This window comes from Acinetobacter sp. NPDC052428, assembly GCF_044547685.1.
GTDB classification, from domain to species: Bacteria; Pseudomonadota; Gammaproteobacteria; order Pseudomonadales; family Moraxellaceae; genus Acinetobacter; species Acinetobacter lwoffii_G.
This window is the reverse complement of record NZ_JBIUAT010000004.1, coordinates 136787-155393: the sequence shown is the minus strand read 5'-3', so window position 1 is coordinate 155393 and position 18607 is coordinate 136787. Positions and strand designations below refer to the sequence as shown.

Annotated in this window: 17 protein-coding genes; 4 read left to right on the top strand and 13 right to left on the bottom strand. The window is 39.9% G+C overall.

What is annotated here, in order from left to right; translation table 11 throughout:
- The first annotated feature begins 558 nt into the window (after window positions 1-558).
- On the top strand, window positions 559-777 hold the full coding sequence (locus ACIG3F_RS04810) for a hypothetical protein (protein WP_004645284.1): 219 nt from the start codon (window positions 559-561) through the stop codon (window positions 775-777).
- Between the two features lie 113 nt (window positions 778-890).
- On the opposite strand, the gene ACIG3F_RS04805 is transcribed toward ACIG3F_RS04810, so the two are convergent.
- Entirely contained in the window at window positions 891-1349 is a 459-nt protein-coding gene (locus ACIG3F_RS04805) for a hypothetical protein (protein WP_396469484.1), read from the bottom strand.
- 117 nt (window positions 1350-1466) lie between these two features.
- On the opposite strand from ACIG3F_RS04805, the gene ACIG3F_RS04800 reads away from it, so the two are divergent.
- A complete protein-coding gene (locus ACIG3F_RS04800; RefSeq protein WP_396469483.1) occupies window positions 1467-2330 on the top strand; it encodes an alpha/beta fold hydrolase in 864 nt (287 codons plus the stop codon).
- Between the two features lie 199 nt (window positions 2331-2529).
- Here the strand turns inward: ACIG3F_RS04800 and ACIG3F_RS04795 are convergent, their stop codons facing one another.
- From ACIG3F_RS04795 to ACIG3F_RS04770, 6 genes are all read right to left on the bottom strand, one after another.
- Window positions 2530-2751, bottom strand: a complete 222-nt coding sequence (locus ACIG3F_RS04795; RefSeq protein WP_222112193.1) for a hypothetical protein — start codon at window positions 2749-2751, stop codon at window positions 2530-2532.
- A 95-nt stretch (window positions 2752-2846) separates the two neighbouring features.
- A complete protein-coding gene (locus tag ACIG3F_RS04790) occupies window positions 2847-4964 on the bottom strand; it encodes an NERD domain-containing protein (RefSeq protein ID WP_396469482.1) in 2118 nt (705 codons plus the stop codon).
- Between the two features lie 64 nt (window positions 4965-5028).
- Window positions 5029-7668, bottom strand: coding sequence for a bifunctional aconitate hydratase 2/2-methylisocitrate dehydratase (locus tag ACIG3F_RS04785; RefSeq protein WP_396469481.1), 2640 nt, complete (start codon window positions 7666-7668; stop codon window positions 5029-5031).
- 297 nt (window positions 7669-7965) lie between these two features.
- On the bottom strand, window positions 7966-8235 hold the full coding sequence (locus tag ACIG3F_RS04780; RefSeq protein ID WP_396469480.1) for a hypothetical protein: 270 nt from the start codon (window positions 8233-8235) through the stop codon (window positions 7966-7968).
- A 207-nt stretch (window positions 8236-8442) separates the two neighbouring features.
- Window positions 8443-8802, bottom strand: a complete 360-nt coding sequence (locus tag ACIG3F_RS04775) for a hypothetical protein (RefSeq protein WP_195725908.1) — start codon at window positions 8800-8802, stop codon at window positions 8443-8445.
- Between the two features lie 113 nt (window positions 8803-8915).
- Entirely contained in the window at window positions 8916-9350 is a 435-nt protein-coding gene (locus tag ACIG3F_RS04770) for an I78 family peptidase inhibitor (RefSeq protein ID WP_247143484.1), read from the bottom strand.
- A 350-nt stretch (window positions 9351-9700) separates the two neighbouring features.
- Between ACIG3F_RS04770 and xseA the strand changes: the two genes are divergently transcribed.
- Both xseA and xseB read left to right on the top strand, forming a co-directional pair.
- Entirely contained in the window at window positions 9701-10972 is a 1272-nt protein-coding gene (gene xseA, locus ACIG3F_RS04765; protein ID WP_396469479.1) for an exodeoxyribonuclease VII large subunit, read from the top strand.
- Entirely contained in the window at window positions 10962-11156 is a 195-nt protein-coding gene (xseB, locus tag ACIG3F_RS04760; RefSeq protein WP_004278752.1) for an exodeoxyribonuclease VII small subunit, read from the top strand. The genes xseA and xseB overlap by 11 nt, the downstream gene beginning before the upstream one ends.
- A gap of 230 nt (window positions 11157-11386) precedes the next feature.
- Here the strand turns inward: xseB and ACIG3F_RS04755 are convergent, their stop codons facing one another.
- The 6 genes from ACIG3F_RS04755 to ACIG3F_RS04730 all read right to left on the bottom strand — a co-directional run bounded on the left by ACIG3F_RS04755 (window position 11387) and on the right by ACIG3F_RS04730 (window position 18591).
- Window positions 11387-11587, bottom strand: a complete 201-nt coding sequence (locus ACIG3F_RS04755) for a hypothetical protein (RefSeq protein ID WP_004278753.1) — start codon at window positions 11585-11587, stop codon at window positions 11387-11389.
- Between the two features lie 630 nt (window positions 11588-12217).
- Entirely contained in the window at window positions 12218-12505 is a 288-nt protein-coding gene (locus tag ACIG3F_RS04750; RefSeq protein ID WP_004278754.1) for a hypothetical protein, read from the bottom strand.
- A 159-nt stretch (window positions 12506-12664) separates the two neighbouring features.
- Complete coding sequence (locus ACIG3F_RS04745; RefSeq protein ID WP_396469478.1) at window positions 12665-12805, bottom strand: hypothetical protein; 141 nt, start codon at window positions 12803-12805, stop codon at window positions 12665-12667.
- Window positions 12806-12962: 157 nt separating this feature from the next.
- Entirely contained in the window at window positions 12963-13232 is a 270-nt protein-coding gene (locus ACIG3F_RS04740; protein ID WP_004278756.1) for a hypothetical protein, read from the bottom strand.
- A 309-nt stretch (window positions 13233-13541) separates the two neighbouring features.
- Window positions 13542-13745, bottom strand: coding sequence for a hypothetical protein (locus ACIG3F_RS04735; RefSeq protein WP_004278758.1), 204 nt, complete (start codon window positions 13743-13745; stop codon window positions 13542-13544).
- 325 nt (window positions 13746-14070) lie between these two features.
- Window positions 14071-18591 (bottom strand): translocation/assembly module TamB domain-containing protein, encoded by a 4521-nt coding sequence (locus tag ACIG3F_RS04730; RefSeq protein ID WP_396469477.1) that lies wholly within the window; start codon window positions 18589-18591, stop codon window positions 14071-14073.
- Between the last annotated feature and the right edge of the window lie 16 nt (window positions 18592-18607).

The window sequence follows — 18607 nt, the reverse complement described above, 5'->3', positions numbered from 1 at the left end:
TTTACCCAAAATCCGGTTTGAGCGCGATCAATAATTGTCAGGTTTTACCCAAACGGACATTTATTGTTTCTTAATGAGGATATCAAATCATCGCTGTAAATCTTGATACTAAGATTTTCTATAAAAGATGGTTTATAGAATTACGCTTTAATTATTTTATTTTTTATATAAATATAAACAAAACTTTGAAATTTCTAATTTTAGATACTTAATGTTGCCAACTTAAACCAAGTCCCCTTCCGAGTCATACACAGGCTTACAAAGTATTGATCAACACTACATATCTTTGGCGTAGAATTTGCATTTTCTATCTGGTCGCATTAATTAAATGATGACTACATCTTATTTCCAAAACTAACTGGAGGTGACATCTGAAAATATAATTCTTGCCTAATCAAGTGATTATGTAGTTATACGACTAAAGATGGCCATTTTGACTGTAAAAGCCTGCCACAGCAGTTGCAAAGGTCCAAATTAAACAGTACAACTATATATTCAATTCTGACTGATTAAATCTGCTTTAATCTTCAATAACATAAATAAATGGGAGGGATGGAGATGTTATCATTACATTTCAACAAGCAAGTCTTCATTGACGCTCTTAAAGCCAACAACACCAATTTGGTGACATTTATATGCACCACTTTTGCACTCATGCTGACTTTAACCGTCCATTGCTTAATTCAAGGTAATTTAAAACTTGAATACTTTGGCTATGCACTGATTGTCTCAGCTGCGTTTTTCCTATGGGCTGCCATAGACCAGAAATACCGATAAACGAATTTTAAATTAGCCCAGATGGATGATATGGCCAGTCATCCATCTGGTGAAAAAAGTGTTTTGACTTTCAAACATTCCAGCATCATTTCAGAATAACAATAAAAAGAAGATCAGAATAATCCGATAAATGCCCCATAGAGCAAGATCCCCGTCCCGCCCAATTCTGCGAGAATTAAACCCAGCATGGCGAAAGTCATCAAACTTCCAGGCAAATGAAATTTACCCAGCTGATGCGGCTGTTTAAACTGATTCGTTGTGTCTTGCAGGAAACCATGCAAAATATAAGCGGCAATCGAGAAGCTGAAAAACAGAATATTGATTAGTACGCAAATCAGATTCACCATACTCGACAACACTGAACAATAGGCCAATACTGCCAGAATTAAGGTCGCAGGTGCATAAAGCAGACTGCTGCGATGGGCAATATCGACATAATAATGTGCACGTGACTGAGGTGATTGACGAATCTGCCAATATTTCCAGACGCCGGTAAACATCCCTACCCACAAGAATATTCCACTAAAAATAATGCCTATTTTAACGGCCAGCTCAAGCTCCATTAGCTGCATAAGTTCATTCCATCTCTATTATTTTACTGACTTTTAAGTCATGTTTTCGCCAAGCTACCCTGCTAAAAATCTGTAGAGTAAAAGCTTCATCAGGACTCTAAAATTATAGTGTAACGTATGTCTGAATTTGAAACATTGACTCTGCAGTGCCAAGATGGCTATCGCTTAAGTGCACGTTTTTATGCAGCTATTTCTGAATCTAAAAAACTTCCGGTATTAGTCTGTCCGGCAACTGGCATTACCAAACAGTTTTATCATCAGTTTTGTGTCTGGTTACAAGCTCAAGGCTATGCCGTTATGGTCTTTGATTTTCGGGGGATTGGTGATTCACTACACGGCCCGTTGAAAAATTCAAAAGCCAGTATTGTGCAATGGGGTCAACTGGATATTCCGGCCGCGATTGATGCTTTATTAACGCGTACCAGTACGGAAAAGGTGACTTTACTTGGACATAGCGCCGGTGGTCAGCTTTTAGGTATTGTGCCAAATTATGATAAAGTCGCAAAAGTGGTGGCTGTCTCTGGCTCTACCGGACATGTGAAAGGACTCAAAGGCAAAACCAAGTTACTTGCGCCAGTGATGTTTAATGTCATTTTCCCACTGGCTCGCATCACTAAAGGCTATGGCCCAACTCAAGTGATTGGTATGGGTGAAAACCTGCCTAAAGATGTGGCTCGCGAATGGGCGCAGTTCTGTAGTAAACCGGGTTATGTAATCAACGCGATTGGTAAAAATATTGCACCATCCCATGATTATCATGCTCAAATCACCTGCCCTGTGACTGCAATCTGGTCATCTGATGATGAGATTGCCACCGAAGCCAATGTGAAAGATTTACTACGTTTATATCCAAACGCAAAAACCCAAATAATTGAACTTAAACCTAAAAGTTATGCCTATAAGGCCATTGGTCATATGCTGATGTTTAAAAAATCGCATCAGAATTTATGGCCGGTGATTGAGCAACAATTGGCTGTTTAAATCAGATTTAGATGGTTATTTGCAGACTGCTGTGTTCTAATACGCTTAGTTTGAGATGAGCCTCTTACAGTATATGGGCTTGACCTATATACGACTAGCCCCTAACCATGGGGCTTTTTATTGTCTGAATATTTTAAAACGTATATAAAAATGGGCTGACGATAACGCCAACCCATGTCTTTCTTTATCGAATTAAATATTATTTTGTCTCAATGTCATAAACCCAATTTCGTGCCTGTTTGTCTGTGGTCGTTTCACAAACATAATAGTCGTGATCCCATGAATTAGGATGGAAGATTTCCTTTTTGGTATAAGTGACATTTTTGCCTTTTTCGACACAGATAAAACTGTCACCTTGGTCTTTGACTTGGGTTCCATTGAGGAAACCACCAATACAGAGGAATCGAGATTGTTTTGCCATTTGGTTAGATCAACTTTTACATCACTAAAATATGTGGTGATTAAACGATTTATTGAAAATACTGTAAAGCGTAACCAAGAAAAATTCTAACCTTATCAAGAAGCAAATTTATTCAGCATTTTTTCTATGTAATAATCGTAGTTACCCAATTGCTTTGACCAAAATGTATTTTTTTCAATTGATTCTAAAAATTGGATAGGATCAATTTTCACTTCATCTTTTTCAATATAAAATTGCTCATCAACAAGTTTTTGCATAAATTCAGATTCACAATTTGATGTAATGATGACTTCATCTAAAGATACTTTTAAATGATCACCAAAATATTCATGATCAAACTCTAGTGTAGTATCAATAATCCAAGTATGAAGTACGACTTCACTTATGTCATCAAAGAACTCTTTTAAAAAATATTTTTTAATATACTCAACTTTTTTATCCAACTGATAACTAGCTTTATTCAAGGTGAAGTTTTTATATTCATAAATTTCCTGAATACTACTTCTTATATATGTAGATTTCACTTCTGCCACAATGACATGATTTCCATGAATTACTATTAAATCAATTTCACCAACATCTTTACATTCAGGAACAAGTTGAGGAAATACTTCAAAACCTAAATGATGCATTTTTTCTGCTAGAGTTAACTCAATCTGATTAGTTTCTCCCTTCAATTCAAATCTATTTTTATGTAATTTACGAAAGTAGTTGGTCATAGTAGTATTTAAATTTTGATATGCTGTAAGCCATGGAAATTGAAAAATAAAGTCATCAATCTTATAAAATGGTTTTTGTTGGAATGTAGACACATCATCATTGTCGTACAAATCACAACTCCAAAAACTTAGAATCTCATCCATTTTTTTCTTTTTTATATTATTAGAAGCCCCCTGAACCCATGAAGACATTCTTTTTATCTTCTCTTCTCTTTTAGCGAAAGTAAAAGGCATCCTATTTTCGCCAATTACAAAACCATGCATAGTAAGCTGTGTTAATGCATCTAATTTATCTTCAGAATTAGGTAAAAAACGCATAAATTTTTCAATATGATCCTTTAAATAATGTGCTTGTGATAAAGTCATGGTAATCATTGTTTCAAAAGCATTGAGCTTTTGGTTATTGATACTGAATTCTGTAATCCCATAAACTTGGGCTAACTGCTCTTGAATACCAAAGGCTTTTGACAATGCAATTGCATTAGCTTCTAAATTATCACCTGTATTTATGATGCTATAAATTGCGTCAGATTTTAGTAATTTTTCAGCCCCTACACCTAACCAATAACTTATCAATAAAGCATTTTTCTCCGACCAATTATCCTTTTTCTCTTTTGTATTGGTATAAATCAATTCTGAGTTGTTGAGCTTGTAATTTACTTGCTTATCAAAACAGAATGACTCTAATACATTTCTTTTATAGTTAAGGATCTCAATTTTGATAGCTACAAGCTTTTTATAAAACTCATACTGATCTTGAAGAAGTACACTCATACCCTCACCAATCAAGAAAGGCATTAACTTATTTGTCAATGCCAATGCTAGCGATTGTTCTGTTAATTTTTTAGTATTTTTTCTAGAAGTTTTGACAATATGATCAAATGCTTTCCAAACCGTTTCTGCTGAGTTATTTTCAGTACTATCAAATTGATAAGGTAAATGTGCAAAATAATCTTGATTAGGAATTAAATACTGATAAGCGTATAAACTGCCAAAAGCCATAGCAGTAATTTGACCAACGTTGATTGTATTTTTTATCTCTTCATAAATTTCCAATCGATGCTTATATTGTGATTGTAAATGTTTTACAGTCTGAAAAAATATATGCAGTGCGTCGATTTGTATTTCTTGATCAATTTCTTTTAAAACATTCCAAGAATTATGATCTGATTGTAGGATTAACCCAGACTGACGTACCGCTAAAATAAAGCTTTGAACATCTAGTTTTAAATAATTTACACAGACATTTTTATCAACACCCCCAAATCGCAAATATTGGCTCAAAGCTAAAATGTAGTTTTCACTTTGAACTTCATCAACTGTAAGTAACTTAATAAAATTTGATTGCCAAAACATATCAAACTTATTTTTGAATAATCCTATCTTAGGTTGTGTACTTTTATATAAAAGTTCTTTAACAATTTTTTCTTTAGCTTTTTCCACACTAAGTTCTAAAGCTAAATGTTCAAATTTTTCTTCGTAATAATTTTTCATAAAAAAATAAGGGCTGATTACTCAGCCCTTATCTTATACCGCTTATTGCTTAATTAACAAAGAATTAAGTCAACTGAGCAGCAGCAATTTTCTTCGTATCAACGTCTTTAGCGGCGTTAGTATATTCGCTCATCTTGTCGAAGCTTAAGTATTGATAGATGTCAGCTGACATGCTGTCAATTTGAGCTGCGTACTGTTGGTATTCTTCTGGAGAAGGCAATTTACCCAATACAGCAGCAACAGAAGCAAGTTCAGCAGAAGCCAGGTAAACGTTAGCACCTTGACCTAAACGGTTCGGGAAGTTACGCGTAGAAGTCGATACACAAGTCGTGTTCGGAGCTACACGTGCTTGGTTACCCATACATAATGAACAACCTGGCATTTCAGTACGCGCGCCAGCTTTACCATAAATGTTATAGAAACCTTCTTCCATCAACTGATGCTCGTCCATACGCGTAGGTGGAGCAATCCACAAACGAGTTGACAACGCACCACCTGGAACTTTCTCAAGTAACTTACCAGTCGCACGGAAGTGACCGATGTTCGTCATACAAGAACCAACGAATACTTCGTCAATTTTCGCGCCTTGAACATCAGAAAGAAGTTTCGCATCATCTGGATCGTTCGGGCAGCAAAGAATAGGTTCTTTGATGTCTGCAAGATCGATTTCATACACTTTCGTGTATTCAGCGTCAGCATCCGCTTTGATCAGGCTTGGGTTAGCCAACCATTTTTCCATGTTCTCAACACGACGAGCCATAGTACGCGCATCGCCATAACCTTCAGAAATCATCCACTTCAACATGGTGATGTTTGAACGAAGGTATTCAGCAACTTTCTCTTCAGAAAGCGTGATAGAACAACCAGCAGCAGAACGTTCAGCAGAAGCATCAGAAAGCTCGAATGCTTGCTCAACAGTCAGGTCAGTTTCCATTTCTGTTAAGTCGATCTCAAGGATACGACCAGAGAAGATGTTTTTCTTACCTTTCTTCTCTACAGTTAGGTCGCCTTCCTTAATTGCGTAGTAAGGAATTGCATGTACAAGGTCACGTAGCGTGATACCAGGCTGCATTTTACCCTTGAACTTCACAAGTACAGATTCAGGCATATCAAGAGGCATAACACCAGTTGCTGCAGCGAACGCTACAAGACCAGAACCCGCCGGGAATGAAATACCGATTGGGAAACGAGTATGCGAGTCACCACCAGTACCAACGGTATCTGGAAGAAGCATACGGTTTAACCAAGAGTGAATAATACCGTCACCTGGGCGTAAAGACACACCACCACGGTTCATGATGAAATCAGGAAGCGAGTGTTGCATTTGAACGTCAACTGGTTTTGGATACGCAGCTGTATGACAGAAAGATTGCATAACAAGGTCAGCAGAGAAACCTAGGCAAGCCAAGTCTTTCAATTCGTCACGAGTCATTGGACCTGTTGTATCTTGCGAACCAACAGTGGTCATCTTAGGTTCACAGTAAGTACCTGGAAGTACACCTTGACCTTCAGGAAGACCACAAGCGCGACCAACCATCTTCTGAGCTTGAGTGAAACCTTTGCCAGTTGCAGCAGGTTGAACCGGAGTACGGAACATTGTAGATACTGGAAGACCTAAAGCTTCACGAGCCTTAGTCGTCAAACCACGACCAACGATCAGGTTAATACGACCGCCAGCACGTACTTCGTCTAGAAGAACTGGAGTTTTAAGTTCAGCTTCAGCGATTTGCGCGCCGTCTTTGAACGCAGTTACTTTAGCAGCAGCGTGATCGATCTTAAGAACGATTTCGTCGCCCATGTTCATGTTGGCAACATCGATCTCGATCGGTAATGCACCCGCATCTTCCATGGTGTTGAAGAAAATCGGAGCAATTTTAGAACCTAGGCAGTAACCACCGTCTTTTTTGTTCGGGATGTGCGGGATGTCGTCACCGAAGAACCAAAGTACAGAGTTAGTTGCAGATTTACGAGATGAACCTGTACCAACAACGTCACCCACGTAAGCAACCTGGTTGCCTTTCGCGATCAGTTCTTTAATCTGGTTAAGTGGACCCACTTCACCAGGAACTTCTGGATTGATTCCGTCACGTACGTTTTTCAACATTGCATTTGCGTGCAATGGAATGTCTGGACGGCTCCAAGCGTCTTGTGCAGGTGACAAGTCGTCAGTGTTGGTTTCGCCAGTTACTTTGAAAACAGTCAGTTTGATTTCTTCAGGAACGTCTTTACGGCTAGTGAACCATTCAGCGTCAGCCCAAGACTGCATAACTGCTTGAGCATTTGCGTTACCAGCTTTTGCTTTATCAGCAACGTCATGGAATGCATCAAATACAAGAAGCGTTTTTTTCAATGCTTCAGCTGCAAGTTCAGCAAGCTCAGCATTGTCTAAAAGTTCAACTAAAGGAGCTACGTTGTAACCACCAAGCATAGTACCTAGTAAATAAACAGCACGTTCTTTAGAAACGAGTGGAGAGGTTGCTTCGCCTTTTGCCAATGCAGCTAAGAACGCAGCTTTTACATATGCAGCTTGGTCAACACCTGCTGGTACACGGTTTTCAAGCAAATCTACCAAGTATGCTTCTTCACCAGCTGGCGGGTTTTTTAGTAGTTCAACTAATGCAGCTGTTTGGACATCGTCAAGTGGCTTCGGTGGGACTCCGAGTGCGGCACGTTCTTCAACGTGTTGGCGGTAAGCTTCTAGCACAGTGTTATTCCTCTTTTTTAAAAAATTACTTATGAATTCCTGCTTATTCCAAGCTTCATAAATAATATGGACTCCGAAATTTTACTAAATTTCCAGTTAAAAGTTAATGCAACTCAAGTGTTTCTTCGTGATGCTCGTTATTTTATAACTAAATGATGCTCTTAATGATTATTCCATAATCAGTTCCAGCTTACACCACACAAAACAAGCCCATGAATAGGCCCTTTTAACTGAATTTAATGCATAAAAAAGGCAACCCTGATGTTGCCTGATTTGAAGTTAAAAAGATACTCCACCTTAGTGTACAGTGGTCGAGTTTAAATACTGCTGATATGAGTCTCGGCAGCCTTGGAATTTCACCACGCATTCATCTTCATAGGTAGTACTGTGATTATTGCTGGCAAAGGAAATGTCCACCTGATAAAGCTTTTTATCTTGTTCTAGCATCTTCTTTAAAACAAATTTGTCACCGACGCTGAGTACATAGCGACTGCCGCCAATAATGACCAAACCCTCTTCATCTTCCAGCAGCAGATCAGAATGATGCAAATATCTTACGACTTCCATATTGCGCTCCTCCTCGGTTAGTTGGAGTTAAATTCATTATTCAATATAAAGATAAGTATTTCTATATTTTAGATTTAGAAATTGTCACAAAGTGTACATTTCGCTTAGGCTATTTTATTATTCAGTCTTTTGAAGATGCGTATGTTTAAATACATTTAATGGGAAATATTAGTTGGAAATTTTATCCAGATATAAAAAAACCGTCCTTTAGAACGGTTTGTAATCTGGTAATTCATCATGCGGTGTCGCAATACACTTTGCAGTAAATTCAGCGCGGACTTTTTCACGGGCTGCTTTTACATCAGCCTTAATCTCTTCGGCTGGAATTGCATAAACTTCATCAATAATATTCCGGATAAAACCTTTAGTGGTTTCGTCGTCGATCTTGTTAGCATGCTCGATTGCTTTTTCTTTCTCAATCGCATTCTGACGATCCAGCATAATGGTACGCGCCGCATTTCCGACACTTCGACAATAACCTTGCCACTGCTCTTCAGGGGTTAACGGTTTCTTCTCGGCACAACCGGCCAGCGCCAGCATAAACGATAAAGCCAATAACTTTTTCATGAATTTCTCCTTCCGAGGGGCAATATAAAAGATCGGGGAAGATTTGTCATTTCAAAATGCCAGTTGTATGGAATTAAAAAAAGCCCACTCATGGGCTTTTTCATTTTATGTGATTAACCGCATGAAGCTTGAATAATCTTTTTGCTTACAGGATCTACGGTGACAGTCACTCGTTCTTCACGATAATCCATCGTCACCGCTTGACCCGGTTCGACCATACGTACAATTTGTGCCTTGGTTTTCTGCTTGATTTGCGCTTCAGTCAAATTGGACTGACCGACCAATTCCGCTGCCTGATCAGCAATACATTTAGGTTGATTCATGTGCAGTAATTCCCACTCCTCGACCACCTGACCATTCTTTAAATGGCAATATCCGACCTGACCATTGCTTTCAGTACGAATTTCAAGCTTGCCACCCTGATTGACACAATAAGCGCTTGCAGGATTCGCTGAACCTATTTTAGGAGCTTCCGTCTTAGATTGCGGCGTGGTAGTACATGCGCTTAAAGCGACAGCCAGCAAACCGAACAGCATTGTTTTTTTCATGAGAGCCTATTCTTCTTTAATAATTCTTCACCAATTTAGCATATTTCCTTGTCCTCGCCAGACACAAGTCTGTGTACATTTTTAACTGTACTTTTTCATTAAAAAATGGAAATAAGACCTTTGGAAATTAAGGACTTCAACGCTATAACTTCTTTCAATGAACAAGAAAAACAGAAGAGAAGAACCTCTACAAAATACGAAAATTCCGGATGAATAGTCTGAACCAAGTAATTATGCACCTCAATAGCATTGCATTGTCATTACATCAATCAAATATGACTTCACTTTTAGATTTGTGATCTGTGCTGGATTGATTTAATATTTGATTGAATTTTAAACTTTCTATTGGCATGACAGACGATCCTCAACTCTCCCTCAAGGAATATCTTGCTACGGTTCAGGAAGTGGTCAAACTCACTTTCGATACACCAGTATGGGTCAAAGCCGAGATTCGTAATCTAAGTATTAAAGCTGGCCATTATTATCTGGAGCTGGCAGAAAAAGAAGTCGATAGTGATCAGGTCATTGCCAGTTGCCGAGCAACCATCTGGAAATTTAGTGCCCAGAAAATTGTCACGCAGTTTGAACGTGAAAGCGGGATTGAGCTGAGTCGTGATTTGAAAGTGCTGATTAAAGTCAAAGCTAATTTCGATCCGCAGTATGGTTTTTCTTTAAATATCGTTGAAATTGATTCAGGCTATACCTTAGGAGATATTGCCCGGCGTTATCAGCAGATTGTTGAGCGCTTGACGACTGAAGGACTGATTCAACGCAATAAAAACTTGCCCAGCCCTTTTGACCTGAACCGGATTCTGGTGATTGCTCCCGAAAATGCAGCAGGCCTGGGAGATTTCAAAAAAGATGCCGATGCACTACAGCGTGCGCAGGTGTGTGAGTTTGTCTATCACAGTGCGACTTTTCAGGGAAATACCGCCCCGCAAAGTATTATGTACAGTCTGGCACAAGCGCTCAAACAATGGGCTCAGACCTATAACACTGCCCCGGATCTGATTGTGATTATACGAGGGGGTGGCGCAGTCAATGATCTGGCTTATTTGAATGATTATGATCTGGCTGCCCTGCTTTGCAAGCGTTCGGTGCCGGTATGGGTCGGCATCGGGCATGAAAAAGACCGTACCATTCTGGATGAGATTGCGCATCGCTCCTTTGATACTCCGAGTAAAGTCATTGCAGGAATCCGCAATCATATCTTTGAACTAACCCAGGATGTCCTGAATTATCTACAGCGGATTCAGCGTTTATCTCAGCAACAGATTCAGGCTTATCAAAATCAGAATGATCAATTTTTGAAACTGATTCAAAGTCTGGCCAATAACCAGATTATGGATGCGCTGCAACGTCTGCAACAGATCAAGGCCAATACTGCCAGTCTGGCCCAACAGCATACCCTGCTCATCAATCAACAGCTCGATGCCCTGATGCGGGAAACGCTACTACAAAATCCTAAACATGTTTTATCCAAGGGTTATGCCATCGTGCGCCAGCAAGAACATATGGTTGCCTCTATTCAACAGATTCAGTCCAGCGATCTGGTTGAAGTCGAATTACATGACGGCATTTTTTCAGCACAACTTATACAGGTACTTCCTCATGAATCATGATACTTTGAGCTTCCAACAAGGCTATGACATCTTGAAAAAGAATGCGGAACTGCTCGAATCTCAGCAAGAACCGGATATTGATAACTTGATGAAAATCGTGGAAGAATCCATGACTGCCTATAAAGCTTGCAAGGCCCGGGTTGAAGCGGTTCAAACTGCTTTAAATGAGACGTTTAACGATTAATTGCACCCCATTTTAAATATCTTATTAGGCTATTTTGCTAGATTGAATTGACATAAAAGCTCTCATGAATGAGGGCTTTTTTATTAAGTGAAAAAAAATCATTTCAATGAATAATTAAATTTTCTAGATGGGGTTTTTGATAAATCCGCTCAATTCTAAATGGGAAAAATTGTATTTTCATTCTCATCCACCAGACGATAAAAAAGCCCAATATTAAATTGGGCTTTTTATTACTCTTCAACTTCTATCGGATCACCGTCTTCAGGGCGAATATGACGCGTCCCATCATCCGCAGGATCAACACTAGAACCATCTTTGGTAATAGCATTGTACATTTCATCCTCTTTCTTATCATCGATAAATTCTTCATCTTCGAAATCTTGAGGTTCACTATCGTTGTCGAAGTTTAAAGGCTTTTCTTCATCTATCATGGCGATCCATCACTTATTTAACTAATAAAATATCATGCTCAAATATTTGAAAGATTCATTCAATAGTCAACGATGATCATTTGTGTAACTGAATAAACACAATAGTAATTGGAACTTTACTTTTCCATAGATAAAAAAATGCCTCCTTAGGGAAGGAGGCTGAAATTGGAAAGAAACTACAGCGATAGAATCTATGCATGCATTATATATAAACTTATAATTTATACATTAGCATAATATTACATTAATTTTTCAATTAAAAAGCCCACTTACTTTTTCAAATAAGCGGGCTAGTGCTGTAGTCATTTTCTTCATATTATTTGCGTTTTCTTGTTTTCGCAAAACGAATATAGCACTGTGAATTTACCAATAAAGTATAGAGAGTATTAATAAACTGTTTTCTTACATTTGCTTTAAGTTACTTTTCGTTCAATAAGCTATACATATTAAAAAAGCCCATCTTTCGATAGGTCTTCCCCTTTTCACTTTTGCGCTGATTCAGGTATGTTGTCAAAGTGAGTAACGACTAGAGAATAAGCAAGCTATTGATAAAAATATATAAATAGACCATTAGTATAAAAAAAACTATGCTTGTTAAATTGATTGACGATTTTAACCTTCAACGACACCTTATAGCTGACTTAATTTGCTAGACATATAAGTTAAAAATAACGTCTTATCCTGAAAATCAGGCATTTCAAACACCCAAAAAATGTAATTTTTAGATCTCAATTTAAGTTTTACATTCACGGCCTTTACTTGAATTATTACATCCTCATGCTGCATTTCTGCGAATAATTCTAAAATCAGCGCAAAGAATCTCAGTTTGTTGACTGTGTTGTATTTTGTTGGTTTATATATTCTCAAGGCTTCAGAATATATAAGCTCGCACCATTCATTTCCATCTTCATCATCCATTAGCTCTCATTTAATTATTTAAAATAGATCACGAGGTAGGTTTATAACATGGTGGCTATAATTAAACTGCTTTTAATCTGAATATTAGAATTATAAATTTTTAGAAAATAAAAAAGCCCATCTTCCGATGAGCCTTTTTGGAAAATATATCGTGAAGAACTAAGCTGCAAATTCTTGCAGTACAAATCGTTTTACACTTTCATCAAAGTTAGGTTTTGAAAGAGCAAGCTTGCCATTTTTCATAGTTTTATAACAATAACTCGCTGCTACTCCCATACCAACCAAAGTCAACAACTTCATTGCTCACCTCTTTACTGGGAAGATTTGAATATAAAGTTATCATTCAAATTTGTAGTTTTCCAACTCAGTTTCGATTGTTTTCTGTACTACATGTTAATGAATGTATGAATAATAAATGAAAACCTGCCGCATGATGCGTTTGCTTAAAGTCCTTCAACTAGTGGTTAATTTGCGTATCTATCCAGTTAAGGAAATTTTCCTTATTACTGAATTCTGGCATAGACCCTAAATTTATAGTCTCTTTAGCCCCAAATTTTCCAGCGACAGTATTCGGTGCTTGAACTCTGAAATCCAGAGGATCACTTTCATGTAGAGTTCTAAAATATTCTACCGCTTTATCAAATTCACTTTTATCCTTAAAACCTGGTCGTTCCTTTAAAAAGTCATAAACTTGTTCTAGAGCTGATAGATAATTATTTTTAGGCATTCTGTTTTCTCTAAAATGATGAGTTTTATGATGAAGACCTATTTTGAATGAATAATGATAAGAATATTCCCTTATTTCTTAGAGTTTATGTAAATCATGATGATTTGAGAGTTAAATCCAAATTCTGGAATAACCTGATAAAAAAATGAGCGTAAACATACACTCATTTTTACTACATTTTCTAGTGCATGCTTAACTGACTGGCATTGCTTTAAAATAAGGCCTGTTTTTTTGAACTAAGTGCAAATGCCGGCTGCTCTATCAGCAAAGATTAGATGCACTTTAAATGCGCCAGTTTAAGGTTCAAGCCTAATTAACGCTATGAATATCAAGTTCATCATTGGTGGTCAATACAACAGAAGCCAAAATTGGGATGCCCAAAATGAAAGGTACAGCGAAAATCCATAGAACTACGGTTACGTCCGGTTTAAAGAAAAATTGAATGGCTAATGCAGTCAAAATAAGTACAGAAAATAGAATCGCAGCAAAACGGATGATAAATTTAGTCGACATGCGAAGATGCTCTTATTCGTGAAATCGTATTTTCAATATACACCTATTTTTATTATGGGTTTATTGATTTTCAGTCTGTTATTGCATGTTTTAATTGATTTTCTATATGTGATAGCTGACTTATGCGACGAGCAGTTTTCTTCAGCATAAAAGCTAACCCTAAATTCTTTCTCTACTCGCGATTTATTGTCGTATATGTATAGAGATTGGATTCAGACATCAATGCTTCTGCTGGCCTATAAATCAATCTACTTTATAGCCAATAAAATCTTTGTCCTGTCTCATCATAAAAAAGCCCTAAAATTTTAGGGCTTTTTTATTCGGATTAGAATCGCCAGTTATAGAACAAGTCAATCGCACGTTCTAAAGACTGACTCGCTTCTAAATACAGACGCTGATTTACCTGATAACGTAAAGTCAGCTTATTCACCGGTGTAAACACGCCGACTCCATAACGAAGATATAAATCAGGCGTAATATAACCAGTCACAGAAACCTGGGTATCATCTCCTGTACCTTGGGCATCCAGAGCTAGACCAGTTAAGCCAAAACTGCGCCCGATCTGGTTGGTCAGTGCGCGGGTGCTACCCAAGCCCAGACTGATCCCCGCAGCAGCGATCGTATTATTTACATCAGATCTAAATCCTTCAGCCTGGCTTAAACCAGATACACCTTCATTGACACGACCGGTAATCAAGGCATTCAAGGCTTCCTGTTCTGACAAGCCCGCATCATTATAAATCTGAATACTGGGACTCGATGCAGTCCCTGTTACGCGCACTCCCACTGTACTACCCTGAACCGATTTATTGGCATCAATGTCCAGTGTCGGATTGGTGAGTTCACCATTAAAACGTGCGATAGCACGATTCAGGTCCAGACTTTGGCCATAGGCTTCGATTTTTACTCGTTGTGATACCCCGATTGCACCATTGGCACGCATTGCAGTTTCCAGACCACGCTGTGACAGATTGACTCGACCTAAGAGTGGAATACGACTGTCAAAGCCTTGGAAAATCACCTGGTTCCCTAAAGAAACAGCGACATCTGCCCGGATATCCCAAGGACGTGCCGACTTCAAGATCGCCAGCTGATCATCACCTTCACGTACGACCCGTACATCTGAAGATAAACCGACTACAGGTTCTGAGGCTTCAGGCATTGAAATCAGCGCACGCGGTACATCAACTGTGCCACTCAGACTCAGTTTTTTATTAAATGGATACATGTCCAGAGTCAAATCAGGTGTCACCACAGCAGTAATTAATGGGGCCTGACGAATCAGCAAATTGTCCCCTTGCAGTTTTAACTGCACCCGCGGATCACCTTTCCAGTCCACAGAACCGGTTAATTTGCCCACACCACGACCACTGTTAAATGCACCATTGATGCTGGCAGAATTTTGACGTATGGATGAATAAAGTTGTACGTTGGTCAAGTTCACCGGCAAGGAGATCATGCTGATCGAAGCATCTTTGACCCGAACCTCACCTTCAAGCAAAGGATCCGTTAAAGTTCCGCTAATTTTTCCGGCATAAGATAAAATCCCGTCCAGATTACGGATGTCCTGAATAAATGGTTTAAAGACCTTGAGCTGCACCTGGTTAAAGGCAATTTCGCCACGCATCGGTTTACTGTCACGATATGGATCAATGATGACATTGGCATAGCCGGTTCCAATATCCGGTGTTTTAACGTCCAGCCGAAGCTGCAAGCCATCTGCCACGCTTTTTGCCACCAGACCGACTTCATCATATTTCAGTGTAGAACCCAAATAATCTGGATCTTCAGAAGATAAGCCCACCACACCATTACGCGTCACCAGACGCGCGTCGATTTTAGGTTTGGCGCCTTGTGCCCAAGCAGCCTTGGCATAACCATTGACTTTACCCGTCAACGCCAATCCATCAGGCAGGAATGCACTGAAGTCTTCCAGATCAAGGTTTTGGGTAATAAAAGAGGCACTGCCACGAGTTTTGTTGACCCGAATCGGCTGGTCAAAACACAACTGGCTTTGCTGACTCATCCAGCAATGAGCACCGATGAACAGATCGGATTGAGCACTGTTATAAATCACTGCTGCATTTTGACGCTGCACCAGACGGGCACGTAAAGAGTCGAAATCACCTTTTTGAATCTGACCCAGCCAGTTATTTTGGGCATTAAAGCCACCGGCGAGCTGCACAAAGAATTTTGACAGGCGGTTTTCTGCCTGCACTTTGAGAATGTGTGCAGCCCGGGTACCGGCCAGTGAGATCTCACCACGTACAATCTCGCGTGAACCGCTACGCAGGCGATCCATTGTTGCGGTCAATAAAGTTGGTGTGCTTTGCGATGTTGGCAACTGTCCGCGAACACGAACTTTCTGCACACTAAACAGGTTTTTAAAGGCAAAATTGTCGATAGATAGGTTAGCCGAAGCCTGTAAACGTGGCTGCGCCTGCATATTGATATAGCCTTGCGCACGACCTCTTAAGCCCGGATATAGCTCATACAATGCCGGTGCATTTACCTTCAGTTGCAGGTTCTGCGCATTACCGGTTGCCTGAATCTGGTTGCTGGCATAAGACAGGAACAGGTTATTGGCTTCAAACTGCTGTGGTACAAAACCGCGCTGGTTTGAATTAATGATGACCGATAAATTACCTGTGCCACGTACCGGTTTATTATTCAGCATACCGGCCAGGTTTAAGCGTTGAATCTGAATACGTTTTAAGGCATCTGACCACACCCCTTGGGTTTGCACATTGCCTGACAATTCGCCTGTCAGTTTGGCATTAAAATATTGCGGCTTAAAGCGGATTAAGGATGCATTGATATCCCAGCCAATCCCATTCGCCAGATTAACCAGACCGCTGGCATTAATCTTGCCAGCCACACCATCATGACGGAATTCATTTATCTTCAACATTTCTGGAGTGCCTGAAACGCGCAGTTTCAGCATACCCTGACTGGCTTTAAGCTGGCTGGCATTTAAAGCACCATCATAATTGACCGCATAACCTTTAAATCCGCCACCCGCTTTTTCATTATGGAATAACAAGGCAATGGTGCTGTTTCCGGTCAAACGTACAGTTTCATTTTGCTCCGCCAGTCGTCCGGTCAGGTCGACACTGTTCAGTTTAATAATCTGCTGATTCGGTTGCGCATAACCATTGGCTTTAACCTGGCCATTCAAACGATCTACCGGTGAAGCTGCGGCAATACTTTGGGTATTCAAATTTTTGGCATTTAATACCGCGGTCCATTTTAACTGACGTTTTTCCTGTGGCAGTTCAATCCGTGCATTGCCGCTTAAGCTGCCTGCTGCATTGGCGCTGTAATTAAAGCTCGGCACATTCAGGATATTCTTGTTCAGATTGAGCTTGGCTTGGTACATGCCTGCAGGTAGAAGTCCTTCTTCATGCTGCTCGACTTTAGTGGCCACATGAATATTCTGCTGCCCTTCGACCAATGCCAATTTGACATCGCCAGACTGACTGCTGAGCCAGCCCACATAAGGTACGGCGCGATCAATATTTTTCCAGGCAACATCCAGCAGCATCGGTTGTACTTTATTGCCTTTGACCGGATTTTGGTCCAGCTTCAGATTCCAGCTTTCATAACGGTCGAAATCAACCAGTCCGGTAAGGTGCAAGCCATTTTCCAGGTTACCCGCAGAAGCAATATTCGCATCCAGACTTGGCGGCAAGAAATCTTGTACGACTTGCGGAATACGCTCGTGCTTGGGATCAATCCCGTTCAAACGCCCAGCCAGATCCCAGCTGACCCGGTCTTTCCAGCCTACTGTCCCGGCAAGGCTAACTGCACCTTTCATCAACTGACCATTCAGATCGGTAATATTCAGCTGATTGACCAGATCGGTATACATCACTGCACTATACTGACCTTGCGGAATATTTTCCCCAATCAGGTCAGTCTGGACGTTCAGGTCCAGACGCTTGATATCGCCATTAAACTCGGCAATGCCGTCTTTGGTAAACAGTTTCTGTTCGGCCAGAATAGGCCAGTGATAATCCTTGAACTTCAACTCGCCGCGCATTGGTACCTGAGGACGCATCGGATGCACGATAACCCAACCCGTTAATAAATCAGGCGTATTGGTTGCTACGCCAGCCTGAATCGTGTCCAGTGTTCCGCGTGCCCGCACCTGAATATCATGAATATTCAGGCTGTCTCTTAAGGAAGGCAGATTAACGATGCCCGTGGCATCTAGCGGATATTTGCCTTCAAACTGCATTTTACCCCTGGCTTCACGTACCGACAGATAGCCCATATCCATCCGGGAATCTTCAAAATTTAATTCGGTGCCGGACCAGAGTGCCTCATTTAATTCGATATTATAAAAATCGACTGCATTGGTCTGGGTTTTAATCACCAGATGATCCAGCAGTAAATGGTCAACGCGCAAAATAAAAGGCAAACGGATGGCATTAAACTTGAACGGTTCGCCTGTTGAAGGTCGCTTGTTAATAATTTGCAGATTAAGGACATCGGCTTCAGTCAGATGAATTTCTTTTTTGACAATCGCGCGCCAACCAAGTTTTACATCAGCACGATCAATTTTGACATCGACCGGTTTCAGGCTGACCAGCACATTTTTAAGAATAATCCCGCGCCATAAATTACCGCCTTCATATTCATATTGAATAATTTGCTGGCGTTCTAGCACTTGATCCAGCAGGAATTTACTGCCTTGATTGGTCGAAAATAGTAGAGCCAGCACAGACAGCAGAAAAATCAGCGAAAAAAGCACCGATAATAGGATGCTTCTGAATATACGGCGCTTTTTCGGCACAACGCTATCTTGTGGTTCTTGTTCTGGCTGTGGTTGGTTCTCGACCATGATCTACCCAAATAAC

Excerpts from the sequence above, each read along its gene's own strand:
- ACIG3F_RS04780 (WP_396469480.1), bottom strand. The coding sequence starts at position 8,235 with ATGGAAGTCGTAAGATATTTGCATCATTCTGATCTGCTGCTGGAAGAT.
- ACIG3F_RS04795 (WP_222112193.1), bottom strand. The coding sequence starts at position 2,751 with ATGGCAAAACAATCTCGATTCCTCTGTATTGGTGGTTTCCTCAATGGA.
- ACIG3F_RS04770 (WP_247143484.1), bottom strand. The coding sequence starts at position 9,350 with ATGAAAAAAACAATGCTGTTCGGTTTGCTGGCTGTCGCTTTAAGCGCA.
- ACIG3F_RS04810 (WP_004645284.1), top strand. The coding sequence starts at position 559 with ATGTTATCATTACATTTCAACAAGCAAGTCTTCATTGACGCTCTTAAA.
- ACIG3F_RS04790 (WP_396469482.1), bottom strand. The coding sequence starts at position 4,964 with ATGAAAAATTATTACGAAGAAAAATTTGAACATTTAGCTTTAGAACTT.
- ACIG3F_RS04805 (WP_396469484.1), bottom strand. The coding sequence starts at position 1,349 with ATGCAGCTAATGGAGCTTGAGCTGGCCGTTAAAATAGGCATTATTTTT.
- ACIG3F_RS04740 (WP_004278756.1), bottom strand. The coding sequence starts at position 13,232 with ATGCCTAAAAATAATTATCTATCAGCTCTAGAACAAGTTTATGACTTT.
- ACIG3F_RS04755 (WP_004278753.1), bottom strand. The coding sequence starts at position 11,587 with ATGATAGATGAAGAAAAGCCTTTAAACTTCGACAACGATAGTGAACCT.
- ACIG3F_RS04775 (WP_195725908.1), bottom strand. The coding sequence starts at position 8,802 with ATGAAAAAGTTATTGGCTTTATCGTTTATGCTGGCGCTGGCCGGTTGT.
- ACIG3F_RS04745 (WP_396469478.1), bottom strand. The coding sequence starts at position 12,805 with ATGAAGTTGTTGACTTTGGTTGGTATGGGAGTAGCAGCGAGTTATTGT.
- ACIG3F_RS04800 (WP_396469483.1), top strand. The coding sequence starts at position 1,467 with ATGTCTGAATTTGAAACATTGACTCTGCAGTGCCAAGATGGCTATCGC.
- ACIG3F_RS04750 (WP_004278754.1), bottom strand. The coding sequence starts at position 12,505 with ATGGATGATGAAGATGGAAATGAATGGTGCGAGCTTATATATTCTGAA.
- xseB (WP_004278752.1), top strand. The coding sequence starts at position 10,962 with ATGAATCATGATACTTTGAGCTTCCAACAAGGCTATGACATCTTGAAA.
- xseA (WP_396469479.1), top strand. The coding sequence starts at position 9,701 with ATGACAGACGATCCTCAACTCTCCCTCAAGGAATATCTTGCTACGGTT.
- ACIG3F_RS04735 (WP_004278758.1), bottom strand. The coding sequence starts at position 13,745 with ATGTCGACTAAATTTATCATCCGTTTTGCTGCGATTCTATTTTCTGTA.
- ACIG3F_RS04730 (WP_396469477.1), bottom strand. The coding sequence starts at position 18,591 with ATGGTCGAGAACCAACCACAGCCAGAACAAGAACCACAAGATAGCGTT.